Source organism: Parapusillimonas granuli (genome assembly GCF_013416525.1).
Classification (GTDB): Bacteria; Pseudomonadota; Gammaproteobacteria; order Burkholderiales; family Burkholderiaceae_B; genus Parapusillimonas; species Parapusillimonas granuli.
The window spans coordinates 69,651-81,642 of record NZ_JACCEM010000006.1 but is presented as its reverse complement, the minus strand read 5'-3'; the positions used below and the strand labels follow the sequence as shown (position 1 = coordinate 81,642).

Sequence of the window (11,992 nt, the reverse complement as noted above, 5' to 3'; positions counted from 1 at the left end):
CCCCGCCCCTTCGGGCGAGGACGCCCGCCGGACCGTTCACGCGGCTTGCGTTTCGGCTTCGAAGCTGCGCGTGGCGACCGCCTTGATGCAGTGTTCGGCGACTTCGAAGGCCTTGCTGCGGTTCTCGGCGCCCAGGTCGGTGCCTTCGGCGCGCACGATGCGGATGTCGGTGATGCCGAAGAACCCGAAAACCGTCTTCAGATAGCTTTCCTGGTGCTCCATCGCCTGGCCGGCTTCGCTGGTGGAATAGATACCGCCGCGGCTCAGCGCCGCAATGATGGTCTTGCCGCCCGCGAGCCCGACGGGGCCTTTCTCGGTATATTTGAACGTGCGGCCGGCCTGGGCCAGGCGGTCGATCCATGCCTTCAACTGGCTGGGAACGGCGAAGTTGTACAGCGGCGCGCCGATGACGATGACGTCGGACGCCAGAAACTGCGAGACCAGGGCTTCCGACAGCGCATTTTCACGTTGCTGCGCTTCGGTCGGCAAGGCGTCGGACGGCGGCAGGCGAAAACCCATGGCATCGCTGGAGAAGTGGCCGGGCGCCTCGTTCGCCAGGTCCAGGTAGTCGACCTGCGTATCGGGATTTTCACGCAGCCATTGCGTGACGATGTCCTTGGTAAGCTTGCGGGAAACGGAATTGGCGCCGTTTATGCTCGAGTCTACGTGCAGAAGTTTCATGGTTGCTCCGAAATGGCATCAAAAGAATGCGATGGGTGAATTATCGATTAACCCGGATCTATTGATAAGTAGGCGAAATCGTATTAGATTGTTCTATTCATGAAACCAATAGAGGCTGTATGCAGGATTTGAACGACATGCTCTACTTTGCCGAGGTCGTCAATCATGGCAGCTTCGCCGCGGCGGCGCGGGCGTTGGGCCTGCCCAAATCGCGCTTGTCCCGCCGGGTCGCCAAGCTCGAGGAAGACCTGGGGCTGCGCCTGCTGCAGCGGACCACGCGCAAGCTGTCGCTGACCACGGCCGGCGAACTGTTCTACCGCCACTGCGACGCCATGCGCGACGAGGCCCGGGCCGCGGCCGCCGCCGTGGCGCAGGTGCAAAGCGAACCGCGCGGCATCATACGGGTGGTCTGCCCGGTCACTTTGGCGCAAACTGTGATCGGGCCGATCCTGCCGGAATACCAGGCTGCGTACCCGCATGTGCAGCTGCACATGCAGGTCAGCAACCGGGTGGTGGATCTGGTCGAAGAAGGGGTCGACGTGGCCCTGCGCGTGCGCAGCACGGTGGCCGACAGCGGCAGCCTGGTGGTCAAGCACCTGGGCACGACGGCGGCTTTGCTGGTGGCCAGTCCCCAACAGCTTGAACGGCAGGGCCAGCCCGAGGAGCCCAGCGACCTGACGCTGATGGATTCGGTGGCGATGTCGGTACGGGACGGCCGGGCTCATTGGAGGCTGTTCGGCCCCAATGGGGCGCAATACACGGTGACGCACCGGCCGCGTTTCGTGGCGGACGATTTGCTGACGCTCAAGTTCGCGATCCTGGGCGGCATGGGGATAGGAGTGCTGCCCGACTACATGTGCCATGAAGAAATCGCAAGCGGCCGGCTGGTGCCGGTTTTCCGCAATTGGGCGCCGGAGCCGGGCATCGTCCATGCGGTGTTCGGTTCGCGGCGGGGGCTGGTGCCGGCGGTGCGTTCTTTTCTGGACTTCCTGGGCGAGCGCCTGGCGCCCTGGGGGTCCGAGGCTCCGGGCGCGGTCTCGGTAAGCGGCTGACCTGGCAAGCCAGGCGGGCCGCGTCCCGTCACTGCCCGCCCTTCAGCCAATGCCCCAGCTTGACGGCCTTGGTGCTCAAATACGCCTCGTTGTGGGCATTGCGATTCACCTGCAAAGGCAAGCGCTCTTCCACCCGCAGGCCCAGCCTTTCCAGCGCCCGCACCTTGCGCGGATTGTTCGTCATCAGGCGAAGCGAAAAAATACCGAAATGATCCAGCATCGGCTTGCACAAATCATAGCGCCGCATGTCCGCCGGAAACCCCAGCCGCTCGTTCGCCTCCACCGTGTCGGCCCCCGCGTCCTGCAGATTGTAGGCCCGGATCTTGTTCACCAGGCCGATGCCGCGCCCTTCCTGGCGCAAGTAGAGGATCGCGCCGCGCCCCTCTTCCGCAATGGCCCGCATCGACGCCTCCAGCTGCGCACCGCAGTCGCAGCGCTGGCTGAAGAGCGCATCGCCCGTCAGGCATTCCGAATGCACCCGCGCCAGCACAGGGGCCCCGCTGCCGACGTCGCCGAGCGTCAGGGCAAGGTGCTCCTTGCCCGTACCCGGGTCGACGAACACATGGATGGCAAACGTGGCCCACGGCGTGGGCAGCTTGCTGGATGTGACGTAATCGAGTTGATAGCCCGCCACCGGCTTGCCATCAACATCCGCCGCGTTCGTTGAACGGCGCGCGTCAGCATCAGTTTGCGACTGCATAAGGAAACCTCGAGACTTGAAAAACCCGAAGGCCCACACTCATGCACCTCCGACCGCGGCGAACCACCGCAGCCTGGCATTTTAACGCCTTATACCTTCACCCCCAGATACTTCTCGATCACCGAGGTGTCGGCATGCAGCTGGGCGGGCGTTCCCTCGTACACCATGTGGCCGTTGTTGATGAGATAACAGCGGTCCGCCAGCGACAGCGCGGCCCGCACGTTCTGCTCCACGATCACGATGGTGTGCCCGCCGTCGGCCAGCTTCCGGCACACCTCCATCAGGTCGCGGACGATGAGCGGCGCCAGCCCCTCGAACGGCTCGTCCAGCATGATGATGCTGGCATTGCGTATCATGGCGCGGGCGATCGCCAGCATCTGCTGCTCGCCGCCCGACAGCTGCTTGCCCCGATTGCGCTTGCGCTCGGCCAGCCGCGGAAAGGTTTCGTAGATCTCGTCCAGCGACCTGGGCTGGGGGGCCGTCATGGCGGCCAGCTGCAGGTTCTCGTGGACGGTGATCTGCCCGAAGATGCGGCGCTCTTCCGGCACCAGCTGGATGCCGCGCCGCGCAAGCTGGAAGGGCGGCAGATGCTGGACCTCTTCGCCCTTGTGCAGGATGCGGCCGCTCTTGGGCTGCACCACGCCCATCAAGGACTTGAGCGTCGTGCTCTTGCCCGCGCCGTTGCGGCCCAGCAGCGCCACCACCTCATGCTCTTCGACATGCAGGGAGACGTCGAACAGTATGTGGGAATCGCCGTAATAGCTGTTGATTTTGTCGACTTCAAGCAGGCTCATGGTCGTCCATCCCCCCTAGATAGGCAGCCTGGACCGCCGGATTGATCCGAATTTCATCGGGCGTGCCTTCGGCCAGCTTGCGGCCTTCGTACAGCACGGTGATCCGTTCGGCCAGTTCGAACATCGCATCCATGTCGTGCTCCACGATCACCATGCTGCGCCCCTTGCGTATGGACTTCAGCAAGGCGACCACCAGCACTCTTTCCTCCGGCCCCAGGCCGGCCAGCGGTTCGTCGAACAACAGCACATTGGCGCCCGTGGCCAGCGCCAGGCCGATCTCCAGCCGGCGCTTTTCCCCATAGGGCAGCTCGGACACCAGCGTGTCGGCCTGGTGCGTCAGCCCCACCAGCTCGATGGCCGCGTTGACCTGCTCGTCCAGCCCTTCCGTGTTGTGCAGGCCGCGCAGCATGTCGGTGCGGAACTTGCCGCGCCGCCGGGCCAGCACCGGTATCATGGTGTTCTGGCGGACCGTCAGCGCCTCGAACAGCTGGTTGATCTGGTAGCTCTTGCTCATGCCCAGCTGGCACACCGCGGTGACGCCTATGCCCGTGATTTCCCGCCCCCGGAAATACACCTGGCCCTCGGTCGTCGGCAGCTCGCCGGCCAGCATGGCGAAGAATGTGGATTTGCCCGCGCCATTGGGCCCGATCACGCCTCGGATCTCGCCTTCCGACAGGGCGAAGTCCACGCCGCTGACCGCCGTCAGCCCGCCGTAGCGCTTGGTGATGCCGCGGGCCTCCAGCACCGGCGCGCCGGCCGGGGCGCCGGGTTCGGGCGTCACGATGCTGAGCTGTGCCATGGCGTCGCGGTCGGCTTCGATGTCGACCTCTCGGGTCGAGCGGCGCCGGCGCTTGGCGAAGTCCAGGATGCCGCCCGCCACCCCATGGCGGAAGACCGTCACCAGCACCACGAACACGATGCCCAGTATCAGCTTCCAGTACGCGCCGATGTCGGCGAGCTGCTGCAGCCCCTCGTACAGGTATAGCCATATGGTGGCGCCCAGCAAGGGCCCGAGCAGCGTTCCCGCGCCGCCCATCACGGTCTGGATGACCAGTTGCGCGGACGTGTCGAGCGAGAAGGCGTCGGGCGGCATGTAGGACTGGAACATGCCCAGCAGCCCGCCGGCCAGCCCGCCGTAGGCCGCCGCGATCACGAAGACCGTCAGCTTGTAGCCCTGGATGGCATGGCCCAGCGCCATGGCCCGCTTGGGGTTGCCGCGTATGGCCTTGAGCACCGCGCCGAAGGGCGAGCGCACGATGCGCCGCGCCACCACGAAGCCCAGGAAGAAGAACAGGGCCACGAACCAGTACATCGGCCAGCCGCTGGAGATGTGGATGGTGGTGAATCCCAGCTCGATCACGGGCGGCGGCACGCCGGCGATGCCGTTCTCACCGCCGGTGTAGGACTTGAACGCGGAGTTTTCAAGGAAGTAGAACATTTCCCCGAAGGCCAGCGTGCTCATGGCGAAGTAGATGCCGGTGCGCCTGAGGGTCAGATAGCCGATGCACAGCCCGGCCAGGGCCGCGATCACCGTGCCGATCAACAGGGCGAGCAGCATGTGGGGCACGATGCCCGACGTCAGCAGATAGGCGCTGACGAAGCCCCCGACGCCATAGAACGCCGACTGCCCGAAGGACAGCAGCCCCGTATAGCCGAACAGCAGGTCGAAGCCCAGCCCGAACAGCCCCCATATCAGGATGCGGGTCAGCAGGTCGGCGCTCATGCCCAGATGGGGCAGCACGAAGGGCGCGGCCACCAGGCACAGCCCGACCAGGATTTCGCCGGCCTGCCGGCGCGCGAAAGATGGATGCGTAGTCATTATTCTCGGCCCTCCTGCCCCATCAGCCCTTGCGGCCGGAAGATGAGCACCAGCGCCATGACGACGAAAAGCATGACGTGGGAATAGGCGGGGTTGAAGATGGAAGTCAGGCTGAGGATTTCACCCGCGATGATGCCCCCGATGATGGCGCCCGGAAACGACCCCACGCCGCCGATCACCACGACGACGAAGGAGTCGACCAGGATGCGGTGGCCCATGTCCGGCGACAGGGTGACGATGGGGGAATCGATCACGCCCGCGTAGCCCGCCGCCATGGCGCCTATGCCGAAGACCAGCAGGAAGGTGCGCTTGACGTTGATGCCCAGCACGTTGACCATCTGCGCATCCTCGATCCCGGCGCGGACGATCAGGCCCAGGCTGGTGCGGTACAGGACGAAGTACAGCACGGCCAGCGTCCCGGCCGCGATGAACAGCGCCTGCAGCCGGTACAAGGGATAGATCAGCGAGCCTATCTGCGCGATGCCCTGGCCCCATTCCGGGGTGGGCACCGACAGGCTCACGCCGCCATAGATCGAACGCACCACTTCGACCAGTATGATCCCGATGCCGAAGGTGACCAGAATCTGGTCTTCGGCGGGCCTTTGGTAATACATGCGCATGATGCCGCGCTCGATGACCAGGCCCACGAACAGGGCCATGGCCGCCCCGGCGGCGATCGCCGCCAGGAAGGAGCCGGTCATGGTGTAGGCGGTGAAACCCGCATAGGACCCGACCACGAACAGGGCCCCATGCGCGAAGTTGACCACACCGAGCGTGCCGTAGATGATGGTCAGGCCCGTGCTGATGAGCGCCAGCAACAGGCCCGTGGCGAGCCCGTTGAAAAGCTGCGATAAGAACAACGACATGCTCGGCATTCAGAGTCCTCCTTTATGTCTTTTATGATTGGCCGTCCTCCGCCCGGCCTAGATGTAGGCGCCCAGCTTGCAGCCCAGCAGGCCCGGATCCGGCAGCGCGCCCTTGCCGTCCACCACCTCGACGATCTCGAAGTAATCGTCGGGGTTCTTCATGTCGGACGGCTTCTTGCCCCGCACGATGGGGAAGTTGATGACGCCCTGATGATCGGCGGCGCGGAAAGTCACTTCGCCGACCGGGCCCTGGCGGACCTCGCCGGCCTCGTAGGCCTTGACCACGTCGGGCGGGTAGAACGAACCGGCGCGCTCGCAGGCATCCGCCCAAAGCGCCGTCTGCAGGTAGGCGATATACGCGGAGTCGCGCGGCTTGGCCTTGAACTTCTTCTCGAACGCCGCCACGAAATCCTTGGCGATCGGGTATTTGTCCTCGAGCGTCCACCAGAAGCCCGTGGCGCCATAGACGCCCTGCATGATTTCGGCGCCGATCTCCTTCTCCAGGAAAGCCGACATATAGGGCACCACGATGTTCATCTTGTCGAGCAGGCCGAACTGCTTGGCCTGCTTGATCGAATTGGCGGCATCCGCGCCATAGGCGATCACGACGAGGGTGTCCGCACCGCTGTTGGCGATGTTGATCAGGAAAGAGCTGTAGTCCTTGGCGCCCAGCGGATGGACCTGCGAACCCACGGTCGTCCAGCCTTCTTTCTCGGTGAATTCCTTCATGGAGTCATAGGTCGTGTGGCCGTAGGTGTAGTCCGGCACCAGATACACCGCCTTGCGATTCTTGCCCATCGCCTTGGAAAGCACGGGGGCGATTGCCTTGCAGGCCGGGTAGGCGAAATAGCAGAGCCGGAAGCCATAGCGCTGGCAGTCCACGCCCGTGGTCTCGTTCGAGCCGCTGATCGCCGGCAGGTAGATCGTGCGTTCGCGGTCGCAGACTTTCTGCAAGGCGATGGCGACGGCGCTGCTGGTGCTGCCGGAGATCATCATGGCCTTGTTGTCGTGGATGAACCGGCTTGCCGCCTGGACGGCCGTATTCGGTTTCGTCTCCGCGTCGGCGACCGCCATCTTCACCGTCTTGCCCAGCACGCCCTTCTTCGTCAAGGGGGAAATCTTCCTGATTTCTTCGGCGCCGGCGTTGATCTGCTCCACGGCGAGTTCATAGCCTTTTTGCTGGTCGGCGCCCTGGGCCGAATAGGGTCCGGTGATGTCCAGGGTCAAGCCGATGAACACGGAATCGCCCTGGACCCCGGCGGGATAATTGCCGACGGGTTTCTTCTCCTCGGCCGCCGCCGCGCCACCCGCGTGCAGCAGCGCGCCGCCCACGGCTCCCGCCGCGCCGATTTTCAACAACGAGCGGCGACGCTCGCCGCCTGCGCCCAAAGCGCCCGCTTTCTTGCCGTCTTCCATCCTTCGTCTCCTTGTGCATTGAGGTGCTGCGACTGGATTGCCGCAGTCCGCTTGGTTGGTCTTTGCCAACTTATCGTGAAACGACATCGTTCCACGATATTTTCTTGATAACCCCGCCACACCGTAGAAATACAATTTGAAACTTACGCAAGCCTTACGCAGCGACTCCCCGTCCGCGTGCGTCGCGCTTGCAACCGCGCTTACAATGCGCAAATGAAAACCTGGATCGTCTTGCTGAGCATGCTGGCCATCGCGGCGAGCTGGTGGTGGGGAAAACGGCGCCTGGCGTCGTCACAAAAGAATTCGAGCAGCCTGTTCCGGCTGATCGGCCGCAGCCTGATGGCCGGCGCCCTCACCTACTTTTTCCTGATCTCTACGGCATTGATTTATTTGACATTTACCGGCAAATAGCGCGAGAATTCCAGTTGATTCGCAGCGCCGGCTTGCGTACATGCGCCAAATGAAATGTAATGCCCTTTACAATCGGGGCACAGGCTCCATGTCTGGTAACGCCCGCCCGCAAGCATAGCCCGCAGAAAGATTTGGAAACCATCATGGTCTTTCGACACGCTCGCCGTCTGGCCGCAGTGGCGCTCGTTGCGCTCTGCTCGGCGGCTTCGGCCAATTCAGCGCCCAGCTGGCCCGTCAGCCCGTCCCGGCTGACGCTGGACACGCCCTACGGCAACCTCAACATCGCCACCAGCGAATACGTGTACGAATCGCGCCTGCGCATCGGCGACGACGACGTCCAGCCGCCCATACGGGGCATCTTGAACATCACCTACGCCTTCAGCATGCCCAAGGCCCAGATCGCGCTGGTGTCGGTCAATAGCGGCAACAATGGCTGCCCCGTCAGCTATCGCTGGATCGTGCTGGAAAAATCCGGCTACACCGTTTCGCCGGAATTCGGCTCCTGCTCGGAGCACATCAAGGTGTCGGCCAAGGGCCGGCTGTTCACCTTGCAGACTCCCAGTCAAAATCGGGATAAAATCGACATTTACACTTTCGATGGAAAAACCATCAAGCGGCGCACCGCGCCCTATCGTTGACAGGCCCGAGCCCATTGACCACAAGCAATCAAGAATCCTGGGGCTTCCTGCACCCCGAATGCCATGGCCGGAACGCCTTGCTGTTTTTCAGCTGGGACCTGGCCAGAACGATCGAACAGCAATTCCAGCTGCATGCCGAATCGGCGCTCTCCGTCCAGCTGCTGGAGGCCCAGAAAGCCGTCGATCGCTTGCTGAAGCAGTATGTTCAAATCCAGGCGCATCCTTCGGCTTTTGAAGGGCAGAGCATCACGCTGCGCCTGGAGGAAAGCGAAGAGTCTCCCGGCGAGGCCGTCCTGGCGCTGGAAACCTCCCCCCACCTGGAAAGCCTGATCCTGCAGGTACAGGCCGACGAACGCGCGCGCAGCAGCGTCAATTGAACGGCGCCGGCCGCCACGAGGCGATATGACGACTCTTCCCTGGGGCCATGAGCGCCCCGACTGCGCGGGCGACCATGCGCTCGCCCTTTTCCTGGACGACATGGAGCGCGTGGTGGAGCACTATGCGAACCTGGACGGCGTGCAGCTTGAAACCCGCCTCTTCCAGGCGCAGGCGGCGGCCAACAAGCTGCTGCAGGCCTATGCGAAGAATGCTCGAAGGACGACGGCTTTCAATGGGCAGTTCATCGAGATCCGGTCTTTCGTGAATGATGCGGGCCGGACGCAATTCGTGCCGATCTTCTCCAGCGGCCTCAAGCAGGCGCTGATCAGGCTGCTGGATCGAAGCACGCAAGTCACCCGGCATTGATCAAGAGCTCAGGCCATCAACCGCAAGCGCCGATGGCCCCGCACACCGTACAAAATTCGCAGCCGTCCTTCTTGATCACCGCGTGATTGCCGCATTCCGTGCAGCGCTTGCCGACCATGGTCGGGCTGGCCGCGACATGCTGGCGCACCGGCTCGTCGGCCACCACACCCATCGCATTGATCGGCATTCCCTCTTCCGTAAGAATGCCCAGCATCGCATAGCGATGGATCACCAGCCTGGCGATGTACGCCACCGTGGAAGGATAATTGGCCTGCTTTTCACTGCCCGGAACACGCGCGAGGAAATCGCCGCGAGGTTCGGCGTAATTGAGCAGCTTGCGCAGCTTCATGCCGATCCAGGCGGGGTCGATGACCCGCATGTCCAGGCTGAGCAGCTTGCACAGGCCGTCCAGCGCCACCGGGTGCGCGCCCGTGAGCCACATGCTGTAGGGGCGGCGGCTGCCGTCGGGCATCTGCAATTCCTTCAGCATCAGCACGAAATCGTCGTCCGTGGACGGGTTGCGGACATCGGCCACCCAGGCCAGGGTGCCGTCGGTTCCCGTCTTGGGCTCGCGCGGCGCGAACAGCGCGTTGAGCACCGGGGTGGGGTCGTCCTCGTTCACGGCCAGGGCGTCGAGATCGTTATAGCGCCATTCGACCAGCCTGGCCAGGGCCGCGGTCGCGCTGGGCACCTGGACCAGATCGCCCTTGGGCGGCATGGGCATCTGGAAGCCGTCGCCATAGGCGTGCGCCAGAACCGACAGCTTCTTGCGCAGCCAGCCCCGGTCGTTGGCGCGCATGTCGCTGGACAAGGTCTTGGCGATGGCGTCCAGGCCGCGCGGCGGTTGCCCGCCCAGCACCCATACTTCGAAGGGCACGTTGTCCTTGTCGGCCACGACCACCGCGAACTCGCCCTGCGGCGAATGTATGGTCTCGCTCACCCAGCCCGACGCCCCGGCCGGAAGCGCGGGACGGGAAGGCCAGCGCAGCGACGCCAGAGGCGGGAACTTGGCCACCTCGGTGAGGACCAGGCGCTTGTCCTGTTCGGACAGGACGATGGGCTGGGGCGCGCTTGCCGGGGCTTCCGGCGCCACGGACAGCACCGCACCCAATATGGAGTTGGGCCGGTAGGTGGTGATGCCCTTCAGGCCCTTGTGCCAGGCCTGCAAGTACAGATCCTTGAAGTCCTCGTATGGATAGTCCTCCGGCACGTTGACGGTCTTGGAGATGGCCGCGTCGACGTAAGGCGCCACCGCGGCGACCATCAGCATGTGGTCGATGGCGGAGATTTCGAGGGCCGAGACGAAGGCCTCGGGCAGATGATCGACGTCGCCGCCCATGGCGCGATAGACGCGATAGGCGTGGTCTTCGACGATGTAGTCTTTCTTGCTGCCGTCGGGCATGCGCTTGGTGCGCGTGTAGAACCAGGAAAACGCCGGCTCGATGCCGTTGGACGCATTGTCGGCGAACGCCAGTGAAATCGTGCCGGTGGGCGCGATGGACGTGAGGTGCGAATTGCGGATGCCGTGCTTGCGTATGGCCCGCTTCAGGGCGTCGGGCAGGCGCGAGGCGAAGCCGCCCTTCAGGTATTCGTCGGCGTTCAGCCGGGGGAAGGCGCCGCGTTCCTTGGCCAGTTCCACCGAGGCCTCGTAGGCGGCGTCGCGCATCTCGCGCGCCATGTCGGCGGCCAGCGCGCGCCCGGCGTCGGAGTCATAGCGCAGCCCCAGCATGATGAGCGTGTCGCCCAGGCCGGTGAAGCCCAGGCCCAGGCGCCGCTTGGCGTCGGCTTCGCGCTGCTGTTCTTCCAGCGGCCATTTCGTGGCGATCAGCACGTTGTCCAGCATGCGCACGGCCAGCTTCGTGGCCTTGCGCATGGTCTCGAAGTCGAACGACGCCGAATCGCTGAACGGATCGGCGACATAGGCGGTGAGATTCAGGCTGCCCAGGCAGCAGCAGCCGTAATCGGGCAATGGCTGCTCGCCGCAAGGGTTGGTCGCTTCGATGAATTCGCAATACGCCAGGTTGTTTTCCGCGTTGATGCGGTCCAGGTAGAGCACGCCCGGCTCGGCCGCCGCGTACGTGCTTTGCATGATCAGGTCCCAGACTTCGCGCGCCCGGACCTTGCGATACACCCACATGCCGTCGTCGCGCAGGTAGGCGCCCTGGGATTTCAGGTCGTCGTTCGGTTCCGTTGCGTGCACGAGTTCGAACATGCCGTCGGCTTCGACGGCGCGCATGAAGCCGTCCGTGACCCCCACCGAAACGTTGAAGTTGTTCAGCTGGCCGCGTTCCTGTTTGGCCGTGATGAACTCCGTGACGTCGGGGTGGGTGATGTTGACGACCGCCATCTGGGCCCCCCGGCGGGCGCCCGCGGATTCCACGGTTTCGCAGGAGCGGTCGAAGACGCGCATGTACGAAAGCGGGCCGGACGCGCTGCTGCCGGTGCCCTTGACCCGCGCCCCCTTGGGGCGGATGGACGAGAAGTTGTAGCCCACGCCGCCGCCCCGCCGCATGGTTTCCGCGGCCTGCGCCAGCGCGGTATATATCCCGGGCTTGTTGTCGACTTCTTCGGTGATGGAGTCGCCCACCGGCTGCACGAAGCAGTTGATGAGCGTGCTCTGCAGGTCGGTGCCAGCCGCGCTGTTGACGCGCCCGGCCGGAATGAAGCCGTGCTTCATGGCCCAGAGGAAGTCTTCGGAAAACTTATCCCGCAGCTCGGGCGCTTCGACCTGGGCCAAGGCCCGGGCAACGCGCGCACGGACCTCGTCGATGCCCGACTCACCGCCTTTGGCGTATTTTTCGATGAGTACCTCGGTGGAAATGACTTGAGGTTCGGCCAGAGCGATGGCCGTGCTTTCCATGTGTTGCATAA

General features: G+C 64.0%; 12 protein-coding genes. 5 read left to right on the top strand and 7 right to left on the bottom strand.

Annotation, left to right across the window (positions count from 1 at the left end):
• Nucleotides 1-36: 36 nt before the first annotated feature.
• Nucleotides 37-681 carry an FMN-dependent NADH-azoreductase gene (locus tag H0A72_RS12370; RefSeq protein WP_180155730.1) on the bottom strand — a complete coding sequence of 215 codons (645 nt, stop codon included), beginning with the start codon at nt 679-681 and terminating at the stop codon, nt 37-39.
• 119 nt (nt 682-800) lie between these two features.
• On the opposite strand from H0A72_RS12370, the gene H0A72_RS12365 reads away from it, so the two are divergent.
• Complete coding sequence (locus tag H0A72_RS12365) at nt 801-1,733, top strand: LysR substrate-binding domain-containing protein (protein ID WP_180155728.1); 933 nt, start codon at nt 801-803, stop codon at nt 1,731-1,733.
• 28 nt (nt 1,734-1,761) lie between these two features.
• Here the strand turns inward: H0A72_RS12365 and ribA are convergent, their stop codons facing one another.
• The 5 genes from ribA to H0A72_RS12340 all read right to left on the bottom strand — a co-directional run bounded on the left by ribA (nt 1,762) and on the right by H0A72_RS12340 (nt 7,328).
• Nucleotides 1,762-2,433, bottom strand: coding sequence for a GTP cyclohydrolase II (gene ribA, locus H0A72_RS12360; protein WP_180155726.1), 672 nt, complete (start codon nt 2,431-2,433; stop codon nt 1,762-1,764).
• A gap of 89 nt (nt 2,434-2,522) precedes the next feature.
• Nucleotides 2,523-3,227 (bottom strand): ABC transporter ATP-binding protein, encoded by a 705-nt coding sequence (locus H0A72_RS12355; RefSeq protein WP_180155724.1) that lies wholly within the window; start codon nt 3,225-3,227, stop codon nt 2,523-2,525.
• Nucleotides 3,214-5,046 (bottom strand): branched-chain amino acid ABC transporter ATP-binding protein/permease, encoded by a 1,833-nt coding sequence (locus H0A72_RS12350; protein WP_180155722.1) that lies wholly within the window; start codon nt 5,044-5,046, stop codon nt 3,214-3,216. The genes H0A72_RS12355 and H0A72_RS12350 overlap by 14 nt, the downstream gene beginning before the upstream one ends.
• Nucleotides 5,046-5,912, bottom strand: a complete 867-nt coding sequence (locus tag H0A72_RS12345; protein ID WP_246437060.1) for a branched-chain amino acid ABC transporter permease — start codon at nt 5,910-5,912, stop codon at nt 5,046-5,048. Before H0A72_RS12345 ends, H0A72_RS12350 begins: the two co-directional genes overlap by 1 nt.
• A gap of 57 nt (nt 5,913-5,969) precedes the next feature.
• Entirely contained in the window at nt 5,970-7,328 is a 1,359-nt protein-coding gene (locus H0A72_RS12340) for a substrate-binding protein (protein ID WP_180155719.1), read from the bottom strand.
• Nucleotides 7,329-7,541: 213 nt separating this feature from the next.
• Here H0A72_RS12340 and H0A72_RS12335 point away from each other — a divergent pair, with 213 nt between their 5' ends.
• From H0A72_RS12335 to H0A72_RS12320, 4 genes are all read left to right on the top strand, one after another.
• Nucleotides 7,542-7,739, top strand: coding sequence for a hypothetical protein (locus H0A72_RS12335; protein WP_180155717.1), 198 nt, complete (start codon nt 7,542-7,544; stop codon nt 7,737-7,739).
• Nucleotides 7,740-7,882: 143 nt separating this feature from the next.
• Nucleotides 7,883-8,377: a hypothetical protein gene (locus tag H0A72_RS12330; RefSeq protein ID WP_180155715.1), complete on the top strand. Its 495-nt coding sequence runs from the start codon at nt 7,883-7,885 to the stop codon at nt 8,375-8,377.
• Between the two features lie 14 nt (nt 8,378-8,391).
• Nucleotides 8,392-8,754, top strand: coding sequence for a hypothetical protein (locus H0A72_RS12325; RefSeq protein ID WP_180155713.1), 363 nt, complete (start codon nt 8,392-8,394; stop codon nt 8,752-8,754).
• A 25-nt stretch (nt 8,755-8,779) separates the two neighbouring features.
• A complete protein-coding gene (locus H0A72_RS12320) occupies nt 8,780-9,121 on the top strand; it encodes a hypothetical protein (RefSeq protein ID WP_180155711.1) in 342 nt (113 codons plus the stop codon).
• Between the two features lie 16 nt (nt 9,122-9,137).
• On the opposite strand, the gene H0A72_RS12315 is transcribed toward H0A72_RS12320, so the two are convergent.
• Complete coding sequence (locus tag H0A72_RS12315) at nt 9,138-11,990, bottom strand: adenosylcobalamin-dependent ribonucleoside-diphosphate reductase (protein WP_180155709.1); 2,853 nt, start codon at nt 11,988-11,990, stop codon at nt 9,138-9,140.
• Nucleotides 11,991-11,992: the final 2 nt, after the last annotated feature.

Coding starts and splice junctions, on each gene's coding strand:
- H0A72_RS12370 (WP_180155730.1), bottom strand. CDS start 681: ATGAAACTTCTGCACGTAGACTCGAGCATAAACGGCGCCAATTCCGTT.
- H0A72_RS12365 (WP_180155728.1), top strand. CDS start 801: ATGCAGGATTTGAACGACATGCTCTACTTTGCCGAGGTCGTCAATCAT.
- ribA (WP_180155726.1), bottom strand. CDS start 2,433: ATGCAGTCGCAAACTGATGCTGACGCGCGCCGTTCAACGAACGCGGCG.
- H0A72_RS12355 (WP_180155724.1), bottom strand. CDS start 3,227: ATGAGCCTGCTTGAAGTCGACAAAATCAACAGCTATTACGGCGATTCC.
- H0A72_RS12350 (WP_180155722.1), bottom strand. CDS start 5,046: ATGACTACGCATCCATCTTTCGCGCGCCGGCAGGCCGGCGAAATCCTG.
- H0A72_RS12345 (WP_246437060.1), bottom strand. CDS start 5,912: ATGTCGTTGTTCTTATCGCAGCTTTTCAACGGGCTCGCCACGGGCCTG.
- H0A72_RS12340 (WP_180155719.1), bottom strand. CDS start 7,328: ATGGAAGACGGCAAGAAAGCGGGCGCTTTGGGCGCAGGCGGCGAGCGT.
- H0A72_RS12335 (WP_180155717.1), top strand. CDS start 7,542: ATGAAAACCTGGATCGTCTTGCTGAGCATGCTGGCCATCGCGGCGAGC.
- H0A72_RS12330 (WP_180155715.1), top strand. CDS start 7,883: ATGGTCTTTCGACACGCTCGCCGTCTGGCCGCAGTGGCGCTCGTTGCG.
- H0A72_RS12320 (WP_180155711.1), top strand. CDS start 8,780: ATGACGACTCTTCCCTGGGGCCATGAGCGCCCCGACTGCGCGGGCGAC.
- H0A72_RS12315 (WP_180155709.1), bottom strand. CDS start 11,990: ATGCAACACATGGAAAGCACGGCCATCGCTCTGGCCGAACCTCAAGTC.